We start from the raw sequence: 23,913 nt of genomic DNA on the forward strand, positions 1-23,913 counted from the left end.
GCTGAGCCGCAGGTGCACCTCACCGGGCTCGACCACGCGCCGGCCGTGCACGCCGGTGAACGAGGTGACGTCGGCGGGGACCGCGAAGCTGACCCGCGCCGCCCCGCCGGGCTCCACCGGTACCCGCGCGTACCCGATCAGGCGCACCACGGGCCGGGTGGTCTGCGCCACCGGATCGTGCAGGTAGAGCTGGACCACCTCGGTGCCGGCCCGGGCGCCGGTGTTGCGGACGGTGACCCCGACGGTCACCTCCCCATCGACCGGCCAGGTCGTCGGCTCCCCGGTGTCGCCGCCCGGCGCGTCGCTCACCGCGGCGTCGCTCCACTCGAAGGTGGTGTAGCTCAGACCGTGGCCGAACGGGAACGCCGGCGTCGGGTCCACCGAGGACACCTTCGACTTCCGGCCCAGAATCGGCGTGAGGTAGGTGCCCGGTAGTCCACCGGCGTGTCGGGGCACGCTTACCGGCAACCTCCCGGACGGGTTCACCTCGCCGGTGACGATCTCGGCCACGGCCTGACCGCCGAGCTGACCGGGAAAGAACGCCTGCACGACGGCGCTCGCGCGGTCCACCGCGTCGCCCAGGGCGTACGGACGGCCGGAGAGGACCACCAGGACGACGGGGGTGCCGGTGGCCAGCACCGCGCGTACCAGTTCGGCCTGCACCCCCGGCAACTCAAGATCCACCGCGTCGCAACCCTCGCCGGAGGTGCCCCGGCCGAACATGCCGGCCCGGTCGCCGACGGCCAGGACGCAGACGTCGGCGTCGGCGGCAGCCTGGACCGCCGCCGCGATGCCCGAGGTGTCCTCGCCGGTGATGTCGGTACCCGGTACGTGGGTGAGCTGCGGACACCGCCGCTGAAGTTCCTCGCGCAGGGACGGGATCTCGACGCCGGTGCCGTACTCGGGGTGATGCACCCCGACGTGCAGCGGGAACGTGTAACAGCCGAGCATGGCCATCGCGTCGTCGGCGACCGGCCCGACCAGCGCGACCCGCTGGTCGGCGGCGAGGGGCAGCAGGCCGTCCTGGTTGCGGAGCAGGACGACCGACTGGCGGGCCAGTCGCAGGGCAACGGCCTGGCTGGCCTCGTCGTCGAAGCGCAGCGCCTCGACGTCCGGCGGCAACTCCTGCCAGCCCTCGTCAAGCAGCCCCAGCTCGATCTTCTGAATCAGCACCCGCCGCAGGGCCCGGTCGACGAGCGCCTCGCTCACCTCGCCGGAGCGCACCGCCGCCGCCAGCGGCGCGCCGTAGGCGTCCACGGTGGGCAGTTCCACGTCGATGCCGGCCCGCAGCGCCAGCCGGGCCGCCGCCGCGGCGTCGGCGGCGACGCCGTGCAGGGTCTGCAGGAACCGAACGGCGAAGTAGTCGGCGACCAGCACGCCGTCGAAACCCCACTGGTCACGCAGCGTCCGGGTGAGCAGGCCCGCGTCGGCGGCCGCCGGCACACCGTCGATCTCGGCGTACGAGTTCATCACCGATCGCGCCCCGCCCAGGCGCAGGGCCATCTCGAAGGGCGGGAGGATCACGTCGGCCAGCTCCCGGTGCCCCATCGCCGTCGGCGCCAGGTTCCGGCCGCCCCGCGACGCCGAGTATCCGGCGAAGTGTTTGAGCGTCGCCACCACACCGGCCCGTTCCAACCCGCGCACGTACGCCGCGCCGACCGTGCCGACCAGGTAGGGGTCCTCGCCGATCGTCTCCTCGGTGCGCCCCCAGCGGTAGTCACGGGTGACGTCCAGCACCGGGGCGAGTCCCTGATGGACACCGGCGGCCCGCATCGACCGGCCGATCAGCCCGGCCATCTCCTCGACCAGCTCCGGGTCGAAGGCCGCGCCCCAGCTCAGCGGCGTCGGGTAGACGGTCGCCCGCCAGGCGGCGAAGCCGGTGAGGCACTCCTCGTGCACCTGCGCCGGGATACCGAACCGGCTCGCCGCGACGATCTGCGCCTGGGACGCGGCCAGGGACCGCGCGCCGAGGACCGGGTCGACCGGCGCGGTCCCGAACGGCCGGGTCAGCTGCCCCAGGCCGTGCCGGATCGCCTCCGACCACGGCGGGGTGTGCTCGACCATGTCGGTCTGATGGGGAGCGACCCCCTCACCGGACGCCTCCGCACCGACCCAGAGACCGACCAGTTGAGCGAGCTTCTCCTCGAGCGACATCAGCGGGATGAGCGCGTCGGCCCGTTCGTCCGGTCGCAACGTCGGATCACGCCACCGATCGGCGTGAGTGGACGCCAATCGGTCGTCGACGGGCAGCTGACTTGTCATGCGAACCCCTCCGGCCGGGGCCGGGAGGTTCTCCCGGCAGGCCACGCCGACCGCCGTGGAAGACGGCGATTGTCGAAATTTTCGGAAACCAGTCGGACACCTGTGTCGGGGAACTTAAGGGCGTCAACAGGGCGTGTCAAGGGTTGCGGAAAGACTGTTCAGACCGCACCTGTCGTGCTGGTAAGCGATTGCCGGAATTCATCGCCGCCAGTGGGCAGCATCGATTCGGGTCACCCTCTGGCGGCTCGTGGCGTGCTACAGTCTCCGAAATTTTCGGATTCGTTGCAGAGGATCGGATGGCAGAGAAGCGATCGTCGGCAGCGCTGGGCTCCGCCACCATCGCGACCATCGCCCGCGAGGTCGGTGTCTCCTCGGCGACGGTCTCCAAGGTCCTCAACGGACGGTCGGACGTCGCCGCCGTGACCCGCGCGCGGGTCGAGGCCAGCCTGCAACGGCACCGCTACCGTCGACGCGCCCGCCGCGCGCCCGGCGAGGGCCAGATCGACCTGGTGTTCCACGAGTTCGGGTCCGACTGGGCTCTGGAGATCATCAGGGGGGTCGAGGCGGTTGCCGCCCTGACCGGGGTGAACGTGATGCTGTCGCAGCTCAGTGCCGCCCGCCGGCCGCCGCAGTCCTGGGTCGACGCGGTGGTCGCCCGGCGTCCGCTGGGGGTGCTGCTGGTGATGTGCAACCTGACCGATCCGCAACGGCAGCAGTTGCAGCGCCAGTCGATTCCCGTGGTCGTCATCGACACCGACAGCGCCAGCGTGGCGTCCGTGCCCACCGTCGGCTCGAACAACTGGAACGGCGGACTGATCGCCACCCGGCACCTGTTGGATCTCGGGCATCGCCGGATCGCGGTCATCTCCGGTCCGCGCGACGTGCTCTGCGCCCGCGCCCGCACCGCCGGCTTCCGCTGCGCCCACGAGGAACTCGGCGTCCCGATCGATGCCACGCTGATCCGGCACGGCAACTTCCACCTCGACGCCGGCTACACCCATGGCATCGAGTTGCTGAGCCGGCCGGACCGGCCGTCGGCGATCTTCGCCGGCTCCGACCTGCAGGCACTCGGGGTGTTGCGGGCGGCTCGGCAGCTCGGCCTGGACGTGCCGGGCGAGGTGTCGGTGGTCGGCTACGACAACCTGCCGCTCTCGGCCTGGGTGGGTCCGGCCCTGACCACGGTCAACCAGCCCCTGCGCGACATGGCCGGCACCGCCGCCCAGATGCTGCTCGATCTCGCCCGCGGCAACGCCCTGCCCACCAGCCGGATAGACCTGGTCGCCGAGCTGGTCATCCGGGAAAGCACCGCACCGCCACCGCATTCGTGACCGAGCCCGTTGCGAGGAGCCATGCCCCTGTTCGACCTTCCACTGGACCAGTTACGGCAGTACGCGCCGGCCGTGGCCGAGCCCGCCGACTTCGACGCCTTCTGGCGGTCGACCCTGGACGCGGCGGCGCAGTCACCGGTGCTGCTCGACGTGCGGCCTGAGCCGACCGACCTGCGGCTGGTGGACAGCTGGGACGTCACCTTCGCCGGGTTCGGCGGCGACCCGGTCCGGGCCTGGTACAACCGCCCGGCCGGGGTGGACGAGGCGCTGCCGGTGATCGTGGAGTACGTCGGCTACGGGCGTGGCCGGGGGCTGCCGCACGAACGCCTGATCTGGCCGGTCGCCGGCTACGCCCACCTGCTCATGGACGCCCGGGGACAGTCCGGCCGGTACGGCGCGGGGGACACCCCGGACCCGCACGGCGAGGCGCCCGGGGGGCCGTCGCCGCTGACCCGCGGCATCCTGAGCCCGGAGGGCTACTACTACCGCCGGCTCATCACCGACGCGGCACGCGCGGTCGAGGCGGCGCGCGCCCTGCCGGGGGTCGACCCGCACGGTGTGGTGGCGGCGGGCAACAGCCAGGGTGGCGGACTGGCCCTTGCCGTCGCCGGGCTCGACGTCGAACTGGCGGCGGTGCTCACCACCGCGCCGTTCCTCTGTCACCCGCAGCGGGCCCTCGAGATCACCGAGGTGGGGGCGTACGGCGAGATCGCCAACTACCTCGCGGTCAACCGCGACGCGGAGCCGGCGGTACGTCGCACGTTGTCCTACGTCGACGGGGTCAGCTTCGCCCGTCGGGCCCACGCACCGGTCCACTTCGGCATCGGCCTGCGGGACATGGTGTGCCCCCCGAGCACCGGGTTCGCCGCCTACAACCACTACGGCGCCACCGCGTTCGGCCCCCGACCCGAGCGCGCGATGCACGTCTACCCGTTCAACGGACACGAGCACGGGGAGGCCACCCACACCCGGCGGCAGCTACGCTGGCTGGCCGATGTGCTCGGCGGCGTCACCGCGGACCGGTCGCACCGGCCGAAAGTTTCGGGGGCCCAGATCTCACCGGCGTGACACCCCACCCCGCCGCTACGACGGCAGCCGTTTCGGACGGTGATTGGGACGGACGGGCAAAGAGTTCCCTGGCGCGTTGAGCTTTCGGACCTGTTTCGATAAGGTTTTCGATACAACAGCCTCGATCTACTCACGATGGCGGGCTGAGTGCACCGGCCGACGCGGCATCCGGGCGACCGCGTCGGCGACGGAGAGTCATCGTGCTGGGCAGTAGTCGGGGCCGGCTTCTCATCAGCACGGCTTCGTCGAAAGGCTCATGCCATGAACAACGCCCACGCCCGCGCCAGCGGGCGGCCGGCCACCCGACTGCGACCACGCGCCGCGTTGGTCTCGGCCGCAGTCGGTCTCGCCCTCGTCGCCACCAGCGTGGTGGTGGCGACCTCCAGCGCCCAGGCCGCCGAGTCCACGCTCGGTGCGGCCGCGGCCCAGTCCGGGCGGTACTTCGGTGCCGCGGTGGCGGGGCACAAGCTCTCCGACTCCACCTACGTCAACATCCTGAACCGCGAGTTCAACTCGGTCACCGCCGAGAACGAGATGAAGATCGACGCGCTCGAGCCGCAGCAGAACAACTTCACGTTCGGCAACGCGGACCGGATCGTCAACCACGCTCTGTCCCGGGGCTGGAAGGTCCGGGGTCACACCCTGGCCTGGCACTCGCAGCAGCCCGAGTGGATGCGGAACATGTCGGGCACCGCGTTGCGCAACGCGATGCTCAACCACGTCACCCGGGTCGCGACCTACTACCGCGGCAAGATCGACTCGTGGGACGTGGTGAACGAGGCGTTCGACGACGGTAACAATGGCGCGCGGCGGGACTCGAACCTGCAGCGCACCGGCAACGACTGGATCGAGGCGGCGTTCCGGGCCGCCCGGGCCGCCGACCCGGGCGCCAAGCTCTGCTACAACGACTACAACACCGACAACTGGACCTGGGCCAAGACCCAGGCCGTCTACCGGATGGTGCAGGACTTCAAGCAGCGTGGCGTGCCGATCGACTGCGTCGGGTTCCAGTCGCACTTCAACGCCCAGTCGGCGTACAACAGCAACTACCGCACCACGCTGTCCAGCTTCGCCGCCCTCGGGGTGGACGTGCAGATCACCGAGCTGGACATCGAAGGCTCCGGCACCCAGCAGGCGGACACGTACCGTCGGGTGGTCCAGGACTGCCTCGCGGTCCCGCGGTGCAACGGCATCACCGTGTGGGGCATCCGGGACAGCGACTCGTGGCGCTCGTACGGCACCCCGCTGCTGTTCGACAACAACGGCAACAAGAAGCAGGCGTACAACGCGACGCTCGAAGCCCTGAACGCGGGCGGGACCACCCCGCCGCCCACGACCCCGCCGCCCACCACCCCGCCGCCGACGACTCCGCCGCCCACCACTCCGCCGCCGAGCACCCCGCCACCGAGCACCCCGCCGCCCGGTGGATCCGGATGCACCGCATCGGTGGCGTCGCTGGACCAGTGGAACGGTGGCTTCGTCGCTCAGATCCGGGTCACCGCGGGTTCCAGCAGTTTGAACGGCTGGGCGGTAACCATCGGACTTCCGGGCGGTAGCTCGTTGACCAACACGTGGAACGCCAACGCCAGCGGTACCAGTGGCAATGTGACGTTCCGCAACGTCAGTTACAACGGCAACGTCGCCGCCGGCGGCACCGCCAGCTTCGGCTTCCAGGGCACAGGTACCGGGCCATCCGGTAGCCTCGCCTGCTCCGGGAGCTGATCCGTCAGCACGACACCCGGGCCCGGCGCGGACATGTCCGCGCCGGGCCTTGGCGCGCCGGGTGCGGCCTGGCTCAGCGGTTCAGGCCGAGCGCCACGTCACCAGTTGTGCAGGGTGCCGTCCTCCAACCGGTTGACCGGCAGTGAAGCCGGCCGGTACGGGTGCCGCGCGGCCGACTCCTCGTCGATGTCGACGCCGAGCCCCGGCTCCTCCGACGGGTGCAGGCAGCCGTCGGCGAAGCGGTACGAGTGCGGGAAGACCGCGTCGGTCGCCTCGGTGTACGGCAGGTACTCCTGCAGACCGAAGTTGGGGATGCTGACGTCGAGGTGCAGGGCCGCGGCCAGGGACACCGGGGACATGGTGGTGGTGCCGTGCGACCCGCTGCGGACGTGGTACAGGTGGGCGAGATCGAAGATGCGGCGCAGGTGGGTGATGCCTCCCGCGTGCACGACGGTGGCCCGTACGTAGTCGATGAGCTGCTCGGTGATGAGCTGCTGGCAGTCCCAGACGGTGTTGAACACCTCGCCGACGGCGATCGGCGTGGTGGTGTGCTGACGGATCAGCCGGTAGCCCTCCTGCAGCTCCGCCGGCACCGGATCCTCCAGCCAGGTCAGCGCGTACGGCTCCAGGGACTTGCCCAACCGGGCGGCCTCGATGGGAGTGAGCCGGTGGTGCACGTCGTGCAGCAACTTCACCTCCGGCCCGAACTCGCTGCGAACCTGCGCGAAGACCGACGGCACGTGGTGGAGATACCGTTCGCTGCTCCACACGGTCTCGGCCGGGACGGCCGTGCCCGCCGGCTTGTCCTGTCCCACTCCGTAGGTGTCGGTCAGCCCGGGCACGCCGCACTGCACCCGAATCGCGCGGTACCCGAGATCGAGGTGGCGGGCCAGCTCGGCGAGGAGCCCGTCCACGGTGGGTGCGTTCGCGTGGCCGTAGACGGTCACCCCGTCGCGACTGCGGCCGCCCAGCAGCTGGTAGACGGGTAGCCCGGCCACCTTGCCCTTGATGTCCCAGAGCGCGGTGTCCACCGCCGCGATGGCGCTCATCGTCACCGGGCCACGTCGCCAGTACGCCCCCCGGTACAGGTACTGCCAGGTGTCCTCGATCCGGTCCGCCTCCCGGCCGATCAACAGCGGCACGACGTGCTCGGTCAGGTAACTCGCGACCGCGAGCTCCCGGCCGGCGAGCGTCGCGTCGCCGACCCCGGTCACCCCGTCGTCCGTCACGATCTTCAGCGTGACGAAGTTGCGGCCGGGACAGGTGACGATGACCCGGGCATCGGCGATCTTCATCCAGGCTCCTCACCGGCGGCCGACGGATCGACGCGAGCCAGTCTGGGATCGCCTCCATGATCTGTCAACCGGCTCCGGCCGGGGTGCCTGGGGGTGGCGTCCGGTCGCCGGACGTCCCCGGCACGGTCAGCAGCGGCTGATGCTCGAATTGCTGAGGGTGACGTTGCTGATGGTCAAATTGGTCGTGCAGGGGCTCTCCAGGATCCGGCTGTTGACCAGGGTGAAGTTTCGCAGGGTGATGTCCCGGTTGCCGGGGAACTCCGTCCGCGCCGCCAGCCGGACCTCTCCGCCGCCGCTGATGGTGCCGCCGCCGGCCGCGATGTCCACGCCGTAGCAGTTCTCGATCAGGATCGCGTTGTTGCCGGTGTTCGCGATGTCGACCCGGTTGACCGCCACGCCGCCGGATTCGGAGACGCAGAAGATGCCCCGACCGCCGCCGCGTGCCCGGACGGTGCCGACCCGGATGTTGGTGGGGTAACCGGACCCGATCCGGCCGGCGCGGTTGGCGGTGCGGAACGCCGCGTAGCCGGTGCCGGTGCCGGCGTTCTCCGCGTCGACAGTGGTCACGGTGGCGTTGATGGTCTCGTTGAGCAGCAGGCCGGAACCGCCGACGTTACGGGCGGTCACGGTGCCGACGGTCAGTCCGTCCACGCCGTAGGTCTCCACGCCGTGGGTGCTGGTGCCGGAGACGTACACGTTGTCGATGCGCACGTTGCGCGTCCACTGGCTGGTGTCGCCCCGGTTGTCGATGCGTACCCCCAGCCCGCTGGAGACGCGCAGGTCGATCTGGCCGAGGATCACGTTCGTCACGTTGCGCATGAAGATGCCGTAGAGCGGCGTGCCGGTGACGGTGAGGTTCTGCACCTCGACCTGGGTGGTGCCGCGCGAGTAGATCGGGGCCTGGTCACCGGAGCCGGAACCGGTCACGTTTATCGTGCCGCAGACGTCGATGGTCGTGTAGCTGGGCAGGGAGATGCGCGAGCCGGCGCTGATCGAGCCGGAGCCGCGTACCACCACCCGCTGCTTGCTGGTCCGGCCGGCGCTGAGGCTGTTCACCGCGGCCTGGACGGCGGACCGCATGTCGCTGCCGGTGTAGACCGTGCTGCCACCGTTGCGGGCGGTCCAGGTGCCGCCGTTGAGCACCGCCTCGGCCTGGAACGAGCCGCTGCCGCAGCCGTTGCCGTTGCCGCCGCCGAGGGTGACCAGCTGCCACTGCTGGTTGGCGCCGTCGTGGTCCTGGTACTGGGAGATCATGCCGCCGTCGGCGGTGGACCAGCCCCACACGTCGAGGACCTTGTCGGAGTGCCGGTTGACGAACCGCACGTACCCGCCGGCGGAGTCGGCGAGTCGGAAGTGCTGGCGGGTGTTGCCGCTGGCCGCGGTGTTCTGCACGAGTTGGACGCCGTCGTTGGCGTTCGGCAGTTCGAGGACCTTGCCGCTGTGCACGGAGCGGACCTGGTAGTAGCCGCTTCCCACGTCGACGAACCGCCACTGCTGCACGGCGGCGTCGTTGCGGGTGTACTGGTTGACCGGGGCGTTGTCGGCGGTGGACCAGTTCCACACGTCCATCGCCTTGCCGCTGTGCCGGTTGACGAACACGTAGGTGGCGTTGGGGTCGACCGTCGCGGCCTGGGCGCTCGGCGAGGCCACCAGCACGCCGACGCCGAGCAGCGCCATCGTGGTGACGACGACCAGCCAGCGCCGAGGGGTTCGTCTTCCTGTCCTGAACAGCATGCGGGTTCCTCCGGGGACGGGTGTGGTGGCGGAGCGCGTGCCGGAGTGGTGAACGACGCAGAGCAAGCGCTTTCCTGACATTGACAGGAATATATCTTCCGGGTTGCCGCAAACCAAGTGAGCGGTGGCGACGCCGGTGTCCGTACGGCGGGACCGTACGGACACCGGGGCCGGCCGGGAGAGGGCGACGGTCAGCCGACCGCGCAGGCGGTGCCGTTGAGGGTGAACGAGGACGGGCTGGCGGTGTTGCCGCTGTGGTTGGCCTGGAACCCGATGGTGACCGAGCCGTTGGGGGCGATGGTCGAGTTGTAGGAGACGTTGCGGGCGGTCACCGCCCCTGACGTCGGCGAGTAGGTCGCGTTCCAGCCGTTCGTGATGGTCTGCCCGCCGGGCAGGGTGAACGACAGGTTCCAGCCGTTGACCGCCGTGACGCCGGTATTGGTGATGGTCACCGACGTGGTCAGCCCGGTGTTCCAGGCGTTCACCGCGTACCCGACCCGGCAGCCCGTGCCCGGCGGCGGCGTGGTGGGCGTCGGCGTGGGAGTGACCGTCGGCGTCGGCGTGGGCGTGGGAGTGGGAGTGGGAGTGAGCGTCGGCGTCGGGGTGGGCGACGCGGCGTCGAGTCCGAGGAACCGGATCGCCTGCGCGGCGTCGACCGGCAGGTTGTGCGACACGCCCTGCATGCTGATCGCCTCGACCGGTGCGTTACCGCCGGAACCGCCGTACCGGGTCCGGGTGTAGCCGGACTGCGGACTGTCGGTGAAGGTCGGGGTCTGGCTCAGCCCATGCAGGTTGGTCCACTGCTCGATCTGCTCGCCGAAGTTGGGGTAGCGCAGGATCTCGTCGTTGGTGCCGTGCCAGATCTGCATCCGCGGCCGGGGTCCGGTGTAGCCGGGGTAGGCGTTGCGCACCAGGTCCCCCCACTGCTGCGGGGTGCGGTTGATCTGCCCGTTGGCGCACTCGCTGTTCCACTCCGAGCCGCCGGTGGTGGCGAAACAGCCGAAGGGCACCCCGGCGAAGGCCGCACCGGCGCGGAACACGTCCGGGTAGAGCCCGAGCAGGACGTTCGTCATCATCGCTCCGGACGAGGTGCCCGTCGCGGCGATCCGGGCCGGGTCCACCGGGTAGCGGTTCCGGACGTGGTCCACCATCGACATGATGCCGACCGGGTCGCTGCCGCCACCGCGCCGCAACGCCTGCTGCGAGTAGACGTCGAAGCACTGGCTGCTGCGGGTCACCGACGGGTAGATCACGATGTAGCCGTACTGGTCGGCCAGGCGGGCGTACTGGGTGCCCGAGTACATCGCCGGCCCGCTGCCGGTGCAGTAGTGGACCACGACCAGCAGGCCTGGCCGTGGCGCGACCCGGTCCGGTACGTAGAGGTACATCCGCAAATTGCTCGGGTTGGTGCCGAAGTTCGTCACCTCGGTCAGCGTCGCGGCCGAGGCCGAGGTCGGGAGCGACAGCGCGGCGAACGCGGTCAGGACGATGGTCGCCAGGGCGGCAGACCACAGTCGGAACGCTCTTCTCATGGGACGGGTCCTCCGGACGGAAGGGGACATGGTGGTGTTCCGATCGAGGGCTGCCCGGTGCCCTACCTCGTCCGGCTCTCAGAACATTGATGATTGTCTTCACCATCGGGGAGGCGTCACAAGCTGTGGTGCGGCAGCCGCGCTGAGCGGTGGCGGAGCCGCGCCGAGCGGCGAACCGCCGCACGCCCAGTGGTCCGGGGACATCTATTCTCTGTCCATGCGGGATCGTCGGGCAGCGCTGCTGTGGGTCGGATTCGCGGTCGCGGCGCTGGTCTCCGTCGCACTGGTGCTACGACGCCCGGACCGCCTGTCCGACCTGCACATCTATCACGGAGCGCTTACCGACCTGCGCGCCGGGCGACCGCTCTACGGGTACGTGGCGCCGAACGGAGGGCCGTTCACCTACCCACCCTTCGCGGCGCTCGTCCTCTGGCCGATCACGACCGTGCCGCTCGGCGTGGTCGAAGCGCTCTGGCTGGCGGCGACCTGCGCCGCCGTGATCGCCCTCGCCGTCCCGGTCGGTCGCGCGCTGCCGCCGGCCGCCGCACCGCCACACCGTTCCCCGGTGGAAGCGAGGGCCGGGCGACGACGTCGGCGGCCGTCAGCATCGCGGCGGTCGCGGCGGTGCTCATGGTCACCGCGCCGGTGCAGAGCAACCTGCGCTTTGGTCAGGTGAGCATCTTCATCGTGCTGATGGCGTTGCTCGACGGGATGGCACCACCGTCGCGGACGCGTGGCCTGCTGGTCGGCGTGGCGGCGGCGATCAAACTGACCCCGCTGCTGTTCGTGCTCTACTTCCTGGTCTGCGGCCGGTACCGCGACGCCGCCCGGGCGCTGGCCACCTTCGTCGCCTGCGGGGCGCTCGCCCTGGCCATCCTGCCCGCCGAGAGCCTGACCTACTGGGCGGGCACGGTCACCGAAACCTCTCGGATCGGCAACCTGGCGTCGTTGGGCAACCAGTCGGTGCACGGGATGTTGCTTCGTCTCGGCCTGGACTCGGGAGCCCTGCCGCTGGTCTGGGTGGCCCTGGTGCTCGTCATCTGCGCCCTGGCGGTGCTGCGGGCACGGGCGCTGTCCCGGCTGGGACGTCCGGGGCACGCGGCGGTGCTGGTCGGCTGCGCCACCGTGGCCGCGTCCCCGGTCTCCTGGACCCACCACCAGGTCTGGACGGTGCTGGCCGCGATGCTGCTGGTGGGTTCCGTCGGCGTGACCCGGAAGGTCGCCGGCGCTCTGCTGCTGGCCAGCATGGTGCTGTCGCTGGGTGCGGTGCTGGCTCCGGTGTCGATGCGACCCGGCGTGCAGTTCCTCTTCGAGAACGCCCGGGCCGTGGGCGCGGTCGCGCTCTGTGTGGCGGGGTTCGGCGCGGTCGCGCTGACCGCCAACCGCGCCCAGCCCGCTCGGTCCCCCCGGCGAGGGTGGCCGCGGGTGGCCGTCGCGTCCCTCGGTGCGCTGGCGTTCTTCGCCGTGCAGCCGTTGCCGGCCGGAGCCGATCCCACCTTCAAGGCGTACGGCCTCCCGGATGTGGTCAACTCGCGGTACTTCTTCGTCTGCCGGGGGCAGGTGGAGTGTGCCCGCTACAGCACGGGTGCCCCGGTCACCTTCGGCACCCGCAGCGAGAAGACCAAGGTGCGCGTCAACGGTGTGGTCTCCGAGCAGGTGGCGCGGCTGGACTACCACTCCGCGCCGGGCGGCCCACCGCGGACCATCCCGCTGCTGGCCGCCTATCCCGGTGTGCGGACGTTCTCGTTCCGTTCGGCCACCATGGCCCACGGACGGCTGATCGCGTACGCCGCCGACGGACGAGCCCTCGCCCGCTACGACGACGAGTTGGCCGCCGCGGTCGGGACGTGAGGGACTCAGCGGCGGTTGGGGTAGTTGTGGGCGGAGCGGCGACCCCGGACGAAGGCCAGCACGATCACCGCGGCGAGCGCGACCAGACCGATGATCACCAACCACTGGACCGCTTCGAGTAGCAGCCCCAGCAGGACCAGCACCCCGGCGACCACGCCCACGACCCAGAGCAGGGCACGCATCTCCACCTCCCACCCGGCCGCCCGGCCGGTCCGGGCGCGGTTGCCGAACCGGCTACCCGCTACCAACCGGATCATGCCGAACGCATGGCTGCACGGGCGAGATCAGTCGGGCAGTTTCCCCAGGTAGACGGTGTTGGCCGACTGGCCACCGGTCAGCGGGTTGGCGAACCGCACCACGTGACTGTGATGGATGGGAAAGACCGCGGCCAGGGCGGCCTCGAAGTCCGGGTCCGGTGGATCGTCCGACCAGAGGGCGAACACCCCGCCGGGATGCAGCAGCCGCGTCAGCCGGCGCAACCCGTCCGGCCGGTAGAAGGCGGCGTGGCTCGGGTGCAGCGGATGGCGGGGGGAGTGGTCGACGTCCAGCAGCACCGCGTGGAAGCGACGCCCCGCGTCGTCGGGGTCGAGGCCGTCCGGACCGGCCACCTGGGCGAAGAAGTCGGCCCGCACCAGCCGGGTACGCGGGTCCGTGGCCAGTCCGGCGGCGAAGGGCAGCAGGCCCCGCCGGTGCCAGTCGATGACGTCCTCGACCGCCTCCACCACCAGCAGGGCGGCGACCCGGTCGTCCGCCAGCGCGGTGCGGGCGGTGTAGCCGAGCCCCAACCCACCGACGGCCACGTCGAGGCGGTCACCGGCCAGCGCCGCCAACCCCAACCTGGCCAGCTCGACCTCTCCGGCGGTGAACAGGCTCGACATCAGGAACTCGTCGTCGAGCTTGACCTCGTACACGTCCTGGTCGAGCCGGGGATCGCGACGTCGGCGCAGACTGATCTCGCCGATCGGTGTCGGCCGCCAGGCCAGTTCCTCGAAACGTACGCTCACCGCCGGAATGTTACCGACCGGTGAGTGACCGTCCGTCGGATGACGCACGGTCCTCGGGACATCGACGCAGCGCATATCCTGTGCGCCGATCGTCTCGCCGGAGGGGGGAACGATGCCGTCGCGGCAGGACCAGCTGCACTCGTACCAGTTCGCCGTGGCGCGGACGGTGGCCGCGCTGGTGACCCGGGACAGCGATCCGGCGCTGTCCCCGACGCGTCGGCTCGCCGGAGCCGCGCTGGCGAGCATCCTGGTGGCGGCCGTCGGGCTGGGTGCCACGGCCCTGTACGGCCTGTTCACCGGCGGCGGTGGAACATGGCGCGACGCGGGCGTGGTGATCGTCGAGAGGGAGTCGGGCGCCCGGTTCGTCTACCGGGACCAGCGGCTGCACCCGGTGCTCAACTACGCCTCCGCGCTGCTCATCATCGGCGCGCAGCGGCCGAAGACCGTACTGGTGTCCCGCCGGTCGATCGACGGGGTGCCGAGGGGGCTGCCGTTGGGCATCCGCGACGCACCCGACTCGCTGCCTCCGGCGGGCCGGCTGGCCACCGCCGGGTGGACGGTCTGTTCGGTGTCACCGGCCGGGGACGGACCGGGCCCGCCCCGGTCGGTGCTGCTGGTGGGTGCCGGCGGCACCGGCGGCCGACCGCTGGGCCGGGACGCACTGCTGCTGCGTGCGGCGGACGGCCGGCTGCACCTGCTCTGGCAGCAGCGTCGACACCTGATCCGGGACACCGAACGGGTGCTGGCCGCGCTCGCGACCACCCGCTCCCGGTCCGTCCCGGTGGCCGCCGCCCTGCTCAACTCGGTGCCCGCCGGTCCCGATCTGACTCCGCTGAGCCCGCCGGGCCTGGGCCGGCAGTCCGCCCGGGTGACCGGGGCCCGGATCGGTGACGTGCTGGTAATCCGCAACTCCGGCGGCGGACGGCAGTACGCGGTGGTGCTGCGCGACGGGCTCGCCGGCATCACCGAGCTACAGGCCGGTCTGCTGCTCGCGCGTACCGGTCAGCGGGAGCCGGAGCAGATCAGCCTCGGCAGGTTCGCCGCCCTGCCGCAGCTGCCCGACCTCGTTCCCGCCGGGCCCGACGCGCCGCCGGCTGCCCCGCCCCGCTGGCCACGCCGGACGCGTCGACGGTCTGCGCGCGGGTCGGCGACGACAGCGGGTCGGTCGAGCTGCGGCTGGGGGTGGAACTGCCGGTGCTGGTCCGGGCACCGGATCGGTCGGCCGAGCCGACGACCGCCGACCACGTGTTCGTGGAGCCGGGTCGGGGTGCGGTCGTCGAATCGGTCGCCACGCCGGGCGCCAGCGGTGGCGCGATCTCCGTGGTGACCGACCTGGGCCGCCGGTACGCGCTCACCGGCCCCGAGGTGACCGGCATGCTCGGCTACGCCGATGTCCGGCCCGTGCGGCTGCCCGCGGGTGTGGTCAGCCTCGTACCGGCCGGTGCGCCGCTCGACCCGGACGCGGCCCGCCGGCGCGCCGCCCCCGCCTGACGTGCTCGGACGCGCGCCGCGAAAGTGGTAGGAATTTTCTCGGCGTGGGCTGTCGAATCCGGCGACTCCCGCTCGTCGCACTGACGACAGCACGTCAGACAACCAGCAAGGAGCAACCTGATGCGTACCCTCATCGCCACCGCGTTCGTCTCGCTCGACGGCGTCGTCGAGGCACCCGGTGGAGAACCGGGCTACCGCAACTCGGGCTGGACCTTCAACGACATCGAGTTCGACGAGGCCGCCTACGAGATCAAGGGCCGGGAGCAGGACGAGGCCACCGCGATGATGATGGGCCGGGTCAGCTACCAGGCGTTCGCGCCGGTGTGGCCGAAGATGACCGTGGAGTTCGCCGGCTACAACGCGATGCCGAAGTACGTCGTGTCGACGAGCCTCAAGGAGCAGGATCTGGTGTCCAACTGGGGGGAGATCGTCATCCTCCGGTCGCTCGACGACGTCGCCGCCCTCAAGCAGACCGACGGCGGACCGATCAGCATCCACGGCAGCGCCACGCTGAACCGCAACCTCTCCGACGCCGGCCTGATCGACCGCTACCACCTGCTGGTCTTCCCGGTGCTGCTCGGCGCGGGCAAGCGGCTGTTCAGCGACACCGACCGGGACAAGCAGAACCTCAAGCTGGTCGAGAGCGAATCCTACGCCAACGGCATCCAGAAGCTGGTCTACGACGTCGCCCGGTGACCGGTCGACCGGCCCTGCCGGTGGTGCGGTCCGGTCCCGCGTGCCCGCCGAACCGAGGTGGGTACATCTGTTGTCGCTCCGACGACGACAGATGTACCCACAGCGAAAGCTGCGTCGATGACCGAAGCGGGTCAGCGGCTGGGCACTGACCGGATGCTCATGGCGATGGTGTCGGCCACCTGGTCGGGCGGCTGGGACGCGTCGACGAGCTGAGCGCCGGTCACGGCAGCAAAGGTGGTGAGCGCCGGGGCAACATGATCGTGTCGCCACTGGCGGGCGGCGACATCCACCTGGTCGGCATCGATGCGGGCACGCAACTGCTCCTCGGGCAGCGTGAGCACGACCTCGTGCACCTCGACCCCATCCGCGCGGATACCGCCGAGAATTTCCTCGCGGTACGCCGGGTTGATAAGGCTCATCGGCGCTATCCAGGGGTGCGGGTACTCCCGGGCGAGGCCGCTCATCGTCTCGACGACGAGGTGACGCCACAGTGGAAGATCCTGGAAGTCCCCGGTCGGCGAGCCGACGAACGGAGTCAGCAGGTAACCGACGTACTCGGGGTCGAACACCTTGGCATCCGGGAGACGCTCCACGAGCAGGCCCGCCGTGGTCGTCTTGCCGACGCCGAAGGCACCGTTGATCCAGACAATCATGCCGATGATGCTGCCACGGCGACGGCTTGCTGCTTCCCAGGCTGTCGGCTGCCTCTCTCGTCTGGTCGGTCGACTTCCTGCCGGTTCACGGCTGTCGGGTCAGGCCGACCACCGTGGCGAGCCGGGTGACGTCGGCTGGGCAGGGACCGGCGGTGAGCGTGGCGCGGTCAGCCGTGCCAGGAGCGCCAGAGGGCGGCGTAGGCGCCACCGGCGCGGACGAGTTCGTCGTGGCTGCCGAGTTCGGTGATCCGGCCGTCCTCCAGCACGGCGACCCGGTCGGCGTCGTGCGCGGTGTTGAGCCGGTGCGCGATGGCGATGACGGTACGCCCGTTGACCACGGCGGCGAGGGCTCGCTCGGTGCGTCGGGCGGTCGTCGGGTCGAGCGCGGCCGTCGCCTCGTCGAGGATCAGGGTGTGCGGGTCGGCGAGCACCAGACGGGCCAGCGCGAGCTGTTGGGCGTCGGCGGCACCGAGTTCGCGGGCCCCGTCACCGAGTTGTGTGTCGAGTCCGTCGGGCAGGTCGGCGTACCAGTCGGCGCTCACCGCGCCTAGGGCGGCGCGCATCTGCTCGTCGGACGCGTCCGGCGCGGCGAAGGCGAGATTGTCGCGCAGCGTACCGATGAAGACGTGATGCTCCTGGGTGACCAGGGCGATCCGGCGACGGCGCTCGGCCGGGTCGAGGTCCGTGACCGCGACGCCGTCGAGGCTGACCACGCCCTCGCGTGGCTCGTCGATGCCGGCGAGCAGCCGGGCGAGAGTGGACTTTCCCGCGCCCGAAGGGCCGACGATGGCGAGGCGTTCGCCGGGACGCACCACCAGATCGATCCCGTGCAGCACGTCGGGGCCGTCGGCGTACGAGAACCGGGCGCCGCGCACGACGAGCCGACCGGGTCGGGCGGACGCCGGAACCCTCGGTCGCGGTGTCCCGGTGGCGACCGAGGTGGCGGCGGGCTCGCTCTGCTGACCGACACCGAGTACCCGGGCGAACGAGGCGAGGCCGCGCTGGGCCTGTTCCATCCAGAGCAGCAGCCGGTCCAACGGCTCGATCGCCTGTTGCAGGTAGAGCGCCGCCGCGACCACCTCGCCGAGGGTCACCATGCCACGGTCCAGCAGGAAGCCACCGAACAGCAGCACGACCGCGATCGGTAGCGCGTAGCTCGCCTCCACCACCGGAAAGAAGACCGACCGCAGGGCCAGGGTCGCCCGGCGGGTGGCCCACACCTGGCCGATGCGCTGCCTGCCGTACCCGATGCGCTCGGCGCCGAGGCGGAGCGCCTCGACGGTGCGGGCGCCCTCCGCGGTGGTGGTCAGCGCCTCGGTCAGCTCGGCGGTCGCCGCCCCCTCCGCCAGGTAGGCCGGCCTGGCCCGCCGCAGGTACCACCGGGTGACCGCGACGATCGTCGGCAGCCCGGTCAGGGCGACCAGGCCGAGCAGCGGGTGCAGCAGGAAGATCGCGCCGAACAGCAGCGACAACTGCGTCGCGGCGATGACCATGACGGGCATCACGTCCCGCACGGTCGTCCCGACGGTCGTCACGTCCACCGAGCTGCGGGTGGCGAGTTCGCCGGTGCCGGCCCGTTCGATGACGGAGATGGGCAGGTCCAGCGCTCGCGCGACGAACGCCTCACGGAGCCGGGCGACGGACCGCTCACCGAACCGGTGGCCTACGTACTGGGCGTAGCGGGCGAGCAACCCGTGAGCCAGCACGCAGCCGCCGATCGCGAGGGCCAGACGGTCCACCGCGGCGGCACCGGCACCGGCGGTGACCTCGTCGACGATCCGGCCCAGCAGCCACGGCGGGGCGAGCCCGGCGACCGCGGCGGCACCGTGCAGCACCAGGACCACGGCGACCGCGCGGCGGTCCGCGGCGATGAGGTTCAGCGCCGCGCGGCGGACGACCTGGCGGTCCGCGACGGGCAGGCCGCTCACCGCAGGGATCCGTCCACGTCGGCGGGTTCGTTGTCCCGGGACACCAGGGCCCGGTAGCTCGGATCCTGTTCGAGCAGGTCGACGTGGGCGCCGACGGTGACGATCCGGCCGTCGCGCAGGTGCGCGACCAGGTCGGCGCGACCGAGCAGCAGCGGCGAGGTGGTCAACACGACGGTGGTCCGTCCGGCCCGCGCCGCCCGGAGCCGCTGCGCGATGCGCGCCTCGGTGTGCGCGTCCACAGCCGAGGTCGGGTCGATGAGAATGAGCACGTCCGGCTCGGCGAGCAGGGCGCGGGCCAGGCGTACCCGTTGCCGCTGGCCGCCGGAGAGCGTCCGGGCCCGGGTACCGACCGGCATCGCGAGCCCGTCCGGGTGGGCGTCGAGAAGATCCTCCGCCGACGCCGTACGCAGCGCCGCGCGCAAATCGGCGTCGCCGAGATCCGCCCGGACGTGCAGGATCTCGCGCAGCGTGCCGGCGAAGAGATAGGAGTCGTGGTCGGCGACGAGGATCCGGGCCCGCACCTCGTCCAGCGCGATGCTGGTCAGCGGTACCCCATCCCAGGTCACCTCGCTGGCGACGAACCGCCCGAGCCGGTCGGCCAACGCGCTGGCCTCGGCCGGATCGTCGGCGGCGACGGCCAGCAGCCGTCCGGCGGGTACGGTCAGCCCGGACGCGGGATCGTGCAGGTCGGCGGGCCGGTCCGGTGCCTGACGCGTCCCGCCACCCGGCGACGTCGGGCCGGCCGTGTCCGGCCGCAGGTTGAGCAGCGCGACGATCCGGCGGGCGGCGACCCGCCCCCGGATCACCTGGTGACCACCTTCGAGCAGGAACCACACCGGCACGATGAGGACCGCCACGTACCCGTAGACGGCCACCATCTGCCCGATGGTGATGTCACCGGCCGAGGCCATCCGCGCCGCCAGCCACACCACGGCGGCCAGGAACACCCCCGGGACGACGATCGTCAGCGACTCGATCCAACTGTTCACCGCACCCACCCGGTACCCCTCGGCCAGCAGCCGCTGCGAGCGGGCCGCGTACCGGCGGGCGAACAGGCCCCGCCCACCGACTCCGGCGAGCACGCGTAGCCCGGCCACGATGTCGGCGGCGCGGGTGGTGAGCAGCCCTTGCTGGTGGCGGTAGACCGACTCGACCCGTTCGAGGCGGCGCAGCAGCGGCCCGACGAGCAGCACCACCGTCGGCACGCCGAGCAGCACGAACACCGCGAGCGACGGCGACACCGACCACAGGAGAAAAGCGACGAAGACGTACGCGAGGACCGCTCCGACGCCCGGCCCGGTCATCGTCAGCACCGCCGAGGTGTGGGTGATGTCGGCACCGCCCACCGTGGCTACCTCACCGGCGGCGAGTCTGCGGGGCAACACGGCACCGATCCGGGACAGGTGACGCAGCAGGACGGCGGCGGAGCGGGCCGAGGCGTCCTCCCGGACGAACGTCATCGTGCGGTGCCGCATGATGCCCAGGTAGGCCAGACCCATCCCGGCGACGACGATCGCGGCCACCCACCACAGCAGCGTCCGGTGGTCGGCGGCGCGCAGCCCGTCATCGATGGCCCGGGCGACGAGGTACGGCCGCAGCGACAGCCCGAGCATCCAGGCCGTGCCGATCAGACCGCCGCGCAGCACCCGCCACGGCTGGCAGCGGACCAGCCACCAGATGTACCGCAGTGGCCCCCTCGTGTCCGGCGTGCCCGGCTCGGCATGAGGGAGCTGTGGGGGCATCGGTTCAGGCTACGGTGCGGTTCGGGACGCTTCCACGTCAATATCAGCCGGTTCGGGCGTCGACGGGCGTTCCGGAGGAGTCAGGTGGGACGGCGCAGGATGGTGACGGCGAAGTCCGCGTCGTCGCGCCACGGACGCAGGTCCCAGGTGGCGAAGCGGTGTTCGAGACGCAAGCCGGCGCCGACCGCGTCGGCGTCGAAGTCGGTGAGCGGATACCCCCGGTCGGTGCCGAATCCGACCGCCACCACGCCGTCCGGGCGCAGGTGCGCGGCGACTCGGCTGAGCACCTGGCGTTCGGTGCCGGCGGCGACGAACGCCATCACGTTGCCGGCCAGCACCGCCGCGTCGAACGGCTCGCCCTCGCCGGCCGCCGCGAGGTCCAACTCGGCCAGGTCGGCGACGATCCAGCGGGGTGCGGGGTGGTCGGCGCGGGCGGCGTCGATCAGGACCGGGTCCGCGTCCACCCCGACCACCGTGTGGCCGCGCGCGGCGAGTTCAGCGCCGACCCGGCCGGTGCCGCAGCCGGCGTCGAGGATCCGGGAGGCCGGCGGCACCAGCGTGTCGAGCAGTCGGGCCTCACCGGCCAGGTCCGCCCCTTCGGCCGCCAACTGCCGGAACCGGTTGACGTACCACTGGGAGTGCTCGGGGCCGGTGTCGGTGGCCCAGCGGGTCCTGTTGGTCATGTCTTGCACCGTAACCGTGCCGGCTCACGGAAGCCTGGCGACGGTGACGAACTCGTTGTAGGTGAACACCCTGCCGGCGGCGCGGTGGAACGGGAAGGAATATTGGCGCAGCACGGTCAGGCCGAGATCCCGGCAGGTTTGCGCCGTCTCGTCGAAGCCCACGAAGCGGACGTGCGAGGCGTCGCTGCGGTAGCCCCGCTCCTGTGGGGTGATGAACACCGCCCGGCCGCCGGAACGGACGAACGGCAGGTAGCCGGCGACCACCTCGTGCGCCTGCTCGGCCGGCATGTGTTCCAGCAGGTGCGCGGCGAGTAGCGAGTCGAACGCGTCTGGCCGGGCGTGCTCCGACCGGAAGAATTCCGCGACGGTGTACGCCTCCAGCCCCAGTGCCCGGGAGTGGGCCACCGAGGTGGGGTTGTGGTCCACCCCGACCGCATTCGGTCCGAGGTTGATCAGGTTGCGGCCGAGGCCCGAGCCGACGTCGAGGGTCCGCCCCAACTCCAGCCGCCGCAGGTTCCACCGGTAGGGCGCCTGCACATCCAGCCACCGCTTCCAGCGCGCCCCGCTGAGTCGCCGCAGCCGCTGGGTGTAGCTCTCACTCTGCGTGTCCGCTGGACCGGGTCGTGGCTGTCTCATCGGGAATCCTCGCCTCGTCGTCTCGCCGTCCTGATTCACCCCCATGTACCGCGACCTGCGCTGCGGTCGTCCTAGCGTAGCGTCGGGCGCACCGCTACCATGTTGTGACTCATGGTGAACCGAACTGCTCCGTCGGCCGGGCCGGGACCGGCTGCCAGTGCTGATGCCGCAGGCGAAGGCGGCCGGCTGTGGGAGTTGGCCCGCGACACCCTCGACGGCAACTGGGCGGGCGGACACACGGTGCCGTCCCGCACTCTGTACCCACACCAGTGGAGCTGGGATTCCGCGTTCATCGCGATCGGTTGGGCGCATCTTCGTCCCGACCGTGCCTGGTCGGAGCTGACCAGCCTGTTCCGCGCCCAGTGGCGCGACGGCCGGGTGCCGCACATCGTGTTCAACCCGGCCGTGTCCGGTGGCGCCTACTTTCCCGGGCCGGGATTCTGGTCGTCGGCGACCGTCGAGGGGACGCCGTCGGTGGCCACGTCCGGCCTGGTGCAGCCGCCCGTGCACGCGCTGGCCGCCTGGCACGCGTACCGTCGGGTGCCGACGCAGGAGGGCCGCTCCGCGTTGCGTCGGCTCTATCCGCACCTGGTGGCGCAGCAGCGCTACCTGGCCAGCTGCCGCGACGTCGGTGGTGCCGGGCTGGCCAGCATCGTGCACCCGTGGGAGTCCGGACTGGACAACAGCCCCGCCTGGGACGAGCCGATGTCCGCGGTGGCTGCGGAGGCGGCGGTGATGCGCGCGTACCGGCGGCGCGACACCGTGCACGCCGATCCCGCCCACCGACCCACCGACCTGGACTACGCGCGGTACGTCACCATCGTCACCGCGTACCGCGCGAACGGTTACCGCGACGACGGCTTGGCCGACCGGCATCCGTTCCTGGTGGAATGTCCACTGTTCAACGCGGCCATGGGTGCCTCGGAGTCGGCGCTCGCCGGGATCGCCGAGGTGATCGGCGTCGACCCGGGCCCGCACCGGGAACGGGCCGTCGCCATCACCGAGGCCGTGGTCACCCGGCTGTACGACCCGGGCAGCGGCACCTTCCGCCCGCGTGACCTGCGTACCGGCCGACTGACGCCGGCCCGTACGGTGCTCGGCCTGACCCCGTTGATCCTGCCCGACCTGCCGGCGCGGCAGGTCGAGGCGGTGCTCGCCGAGGCCCGCTCGGCCCGCTTCGGTCTCGCCGCCCGGATGGCCCGGCCGCTGCCGAGCCACGACCGCACCGCCGGCGACTTCGAGCCGCTGCGCTACTGGCGCGGCCCGAGCTGGACGAACATCACCTGGCTGGTCCGGCGGGGACTGCTGCGGCACGGACACGACCGGTTGGCGGCCGGACTGCGCACCTCGATGATCGACCTGGTCTCGGTGGCCGGTTGCCACGAGTACTTCCACCCGGACACCGGCGCCGGCCTCGGCTCACCGGCGTTCAGTTGGACGGCGGCCCTGCTGCTGGACGTGCTGGCCGACTGACCGGTGCGGCGCGTGACCCGCCCGCCGCCTTCCGGGTGGCCGTGCAAGGTGGTGTCGTCCGGGGGCAGGTAGGTTGCTGTCCAGGGTCGGCCGGCCGCCGCGCCGGTTCCGGGTGCCGCCGAAACGGGTGACCCGGCTGGACGGAAGGGACACACGATGAGCCGGGACAGCTACGACGAGCAGCTCGACCGGCTCACAGGTGTCCTTGCGGTGATGAGCCGGGACGCCAGCGCGGCGATCCGGCGGGCCAGCACCGCCCTGCTGGAGGTGGACCGGGGCGCGGCCGAGACCGTGCTCGCCGAGGACGCGACGCTCGACGCCCGGCGGGCCGAGGTGGAGGCGATGATTCCCGAGGTGCTGGTGCGACACCAGCCGGTCGCCTCGGATCTGCGCCTGGTGGTGTGTGCGCTGCGGATCGCCGGTGCCCTGGAACGGATGGGTGACCTCGCGGTGCACGTCGCGAAGGTCGCGCTGCGCCGGCATCCGGTCGGGGTGGTGCCGGAGCCGGCGATGCCGGTGATGACGGCGCTGGCCGAGGCGGCGGCACGGGTGGCGGACAAGTGCGCGGTCGTGCTGGCCACCCGGGACCGGCTCGACGCGATGCAGCTCGGACTGGACGACGACGAGGTCGACGCCGCCCAGGAACGCCTGCTGTCGCTGCTGGTCTCCGGTTGGCCGTACGGGGTGGAGTCCGCGATCGACCTGGCCCTGCTCGGCCGCTACTACGAGCGTTACGCCGACCACGCGGTGAACGTCGCCCGTCAGGTCGTGTACCTGGTGACCGGCACCATCCGTCTCTGACGAGGCCGGCAGAG

At 71.5% G+C, this 23,913-nt stretch carries 19 protein-coding genes and 2 pseudogenes; 10 read left to right on the forward strand and 11 right to left on the reverse strand.

All coding sequences use genetic code 11. From position 1 onward, the window contains the following. Positions 1-2,262: beta-xylosidase/alpha-l-arabinosidase (locus ENC19_RS26250; protein WP_164449746.1), on the reverse strand; the 2,262-nt coding region annotated here is incomplete at its 3' end. Between the two features lie 296 nt (positions 2,263-2,558). On the opposite strand from ENC19_RS26250, the gene ENC19_RS26255 reads away from it, so the two are divergent. The 3 genes from ENC19_RS26255 (at position 2,559) to ENC19_RS26265 (ending at position 6,380) form a co-directional block, all read left to right on the forward strand. Next, entirely contained in the window at positions 2,559-3,590 is a 1,032-nt protein-coding gene (locus tag ENC19_RS26255) for a LacI family DNA-binding transcriptional regulator (protein WP_164449748.1), read from the forward strand. A gap of 21 nt (positions 3,591-3,611) precedes the next feature. After that, entirely contained in the window at positions 3,612-4,658 is a 1,047-nt protein-coding gene (locus ENC19_RS26260) for an acetylxylan esterase (RefSeq protein WP_164449750.1), read from the forward strand. A gap of 261 nt (positions 4,659-4,919) precedes the next feature. Continuing rightward, positions 4,920-6,380, forward strand: coding sequence for an endo-1,4-beta-xylanase (locus tag ENC19_RS26265; RefSeq protein ID WP_164449752.1), 1,461 nt, complete (start codon positions 4,920-4,922; stop codon positions 6,378-6,380). A 98-nt stretch (positions 6,381-6,478) separates the two neighbouring features. Here ENC19_RS26265 and manD read toward each other — a convergent pair whose 3' ends face one another. The 3 genes from manD to ENC19_RS26280 all read right to left on the reverse strand — a co-directional run bounded on the left by manD (position 6,479) and on the right by ENC19_RS26280 (position 10,941). Beyond that, positions 6,479-7,675 carry a D-mannonate dehydratase ManD gene (gene manD, locus ENC19_RS26270; protein ID WP_164449753.1) on the reverse strand — a complete coding sequence of 399 codons (1,197 nt, stop codon included), beginning with the start codon at positions 7,673-7,675 and terminating at the stop codon, positions 6,479-6,481. A 126-nt stretch (positions 7,676-7,801) separates the two neighbouring features. Then, positions 7,802-9,409, reverse strand: a complete 1,608-nt coding sequence (locus ENC19_RS26275; protein WP_164449754.1) for an RICIN domain-containing protein — start codon at positions 9,407-9,409, stop codon at positions 7,802-7,804. A gap of 191 nt (positions 9,410-9,600) precedes the next feature. Continuing rightward, positions 9,601-10,941 (reverse strand): extracellular catalytic domain type 1 short-chain-length polyhydroxyalkanoate depolymerase, encoded by a 1,341-nt coding sequence (locus ENC19_RS26280; protein WP_164449755.1) that lies wholly within the window; start codon positions 10,939-10,941, stop codon positions 9,601-9,603. A 217-nt stretch (positions 10,942-11,158) separates the two neighbouring features. Here ENC19_RS26280 and ENC19_RS31125 point away from each other — a divergent pair, with 217 nt between their 5' ends. Together ENC19_RS31125 and ENC19_RS26290 are read left to right on the forward strand one after the other, a co-directional pair. Further along, entirely contained in the window at positions 11,159-11,617 is a 459-nt protein-coding gene (locus tag ENC19_RS31125; protein ID WP_164449756.1) for a glycosyltransferase 87 family protein, read from the forward strand. Beyond that, positions 11,572-12,792, forward strand: coding sequence for a glycosyltransferase 87 family protein (locus ENC19_RS26290; RefSeq protein WP_253289607.1), 1,221 nt, complete (start codon positions 11,572-11,574; stop codon positions 12,790-12,792). Before ENC19_RS31125 ends, ENC19_RS26290 begins: the two co-directional genes overlap by 46 nt. A 5-nt stretch (positions 12,793-12,797) precedes the next feature. Here the strand turns inward: ENC19_RS26290 and ENC19_RS26295 are convergent, their stop codons facing one another. After that, positions 12,798-13,049 carry a hypothetical protein gene (locus ENC19_RS26295; RefSeq protein WP_164449744.1) on the reverse strand — a complete coding sequence of 84 codons (252 nt, stop codon included), beginning with the start codon at positions 13,047-13,049 and terminating at the stop codon, positions 12,798-12,800. A gap of 27 nt (positions 13,050-13,076) precedes the next feature. Continuing rightward, positions 13,077-13,796, reverse strand: a complete 720-nt coding sequence (locus ENC19_RS26300; RefSeq protein ID WP_164449758.1) for a polyamine aminopropyltransferase — start codon at positions 13,794-13,796, stop codon at positions 13,077-13,079. 112 nt (positions 13,797-13,908) lie between these two features. On the opposite strand from ENC19_RS26300, the pseudogene eccB reads away from it, so the two are divergent. The 3 genes and pseudogenes from eccB to ENC19_RS26310 all read left to right on the forward strand — a co-directional run. Beyond that, positions 13,909-14,847 (forward strand): annotated as a pseudogene (eccB, locus tag ENC19_RS26305) (type VII secretion protein EccB); the annotation flags it as partial. Positions 14,848-14,867: 20 nt separating this feature from the next. Beyond that, positions 14,868-15,287, forward strand: a pseudogene (locus tag ENC19_RS31130) (type VII secretion protein EccB); the annotation flags it as partial. 120 nt (positions 15,288-15,407) lie between these two features. Further along, positions 15,408-15,983 (forward strand): dihydrofolate reductase family protein, encoded by a 576-nt coding sequence (locus tag ENC19_RS26310; protein WP_164449760.1) that lies wholly within the window; start codon positions 15,408-15,410, stop codon positions 15,981-15,983. A gap of 131 nt (positions 15,984-16,114) precedes the next feature. Here the strand turns inward: ENC19_RS26310 and ENC19_RS26315 are convergent, their stop codons facing one another. The 5 genes from ENC19_RS26315 to ENC19_RS26335 form a co-directional block, all read right to left on the reverse strand. Continuing rightward, positions 16,115-16,636 carry an AAA family ATPase gene (locus tag ENC19_RS26315; protein WP_164449762.1) on the reverse strand — a complete coding sequence of 174 codons (522 nt, stop codon included), beginning with the start codon at positions 16,634-16,636 and terminating at the stop codon, positions 16,115-16,117. 167 nt (positions 16,637-16,803) lie between these two features. Continuing rightward, the gene (locus ENC19_RS26320) at positions 16,804-18,564 is read right to left on the reverse strand and encodes an ABC transporter ATP-binding protein (protein ID WP_164449763.1); all 1,761 of its coding nucleotides are present in this window, start codon (positions 18,562-18,564) and stop codon (positions 16,804-16,806) included. Then, positions 18,561-20,306 carry an ABC transporter ATP-binding protein gene (locus ENC19_RS26325; protein ID WP_164449764.1) on the reverse strand — a complete coding sequence of 582 codons (1,746 nt, stop codon included), beginning with the start codon at positions 20,304-20,306 and terminating at the stop codon, positions 18,561-18,563. The genes ENC19_RS26320 and ENC19_RS26325 overlap by 4 nt, the downstream gene beginning before the upstream one ends. 80 nt (positions 20,307-20,386) lie before the next feature. Next, entirely contained in the window at positions 20,387-20,989 is a 603-nt protein-coding gene (locus ENC19_RS26330) for a class I SAM-dependent methyltransferase (RefSeq protein WP_164449765.1), read from the reverse strand. Positions 20,990-21,013: 24 nt separating this feature from the next. After that, positions 21,014-21,625 carry a class I SAM-dependent methyltransferase gene (locus tag ENC19_RS26335; protein WP_164449767.1) on the reverse strand — a complete coding sequence of 204 codons (612 nt, stop codon included), beginning with the start codon at positions 21,623-21,625 and terminating at the stop codon, positions 21,014-21,016. A gap of 111 nt (positions 21,626-21,736) precedes the next feature. Here ENC19_RS26335 and ENC19_RS26340 point away from each other — a divergent pair, with 111 nt between their 5' ends. Both ENC19_RS26340 and phoU read left to right on the forward strand, forming a co-directional pair. Next, complete coding sequence (locus tag ENC19_RS26340) at positions 21,737-23,098, forward strand: MGH1-like glycoside hydrolase domain-containing protein (RefSeq protein ID WP_235945140.1); 1,362 nt, start codon at positions 21,737-21,739, stop codon at positions 23,096-23,098. A 156-nt stretch (positions 23,099-23,254) separates the two neighbouring features. Beyond that, positions 23,255-23,899 (forward strand): phosphate signaling complex protein PhoU, encoded by a 645-nt coding sequence (gene phoU, locus ENC19_RS26345; RefSeq protein ID WP_164449768.1) that lies wholly within the window; start codon positions 23,255-23,257, stop codon positions 23,897-23,899. Positions 23,900-23,913 lie beyond the last annotated feature (14 nt).

This window comes from Verrucosispora sioxanthis (assembly GCF_010560025.1).
Taxonomy (GTDB): domain Bacteria; phylum Actinomycetota; class Actinomycetes; order Mycobacteriales; family Micromonosporaceae; genus Micromonospora; species Micromonospora palythoicola.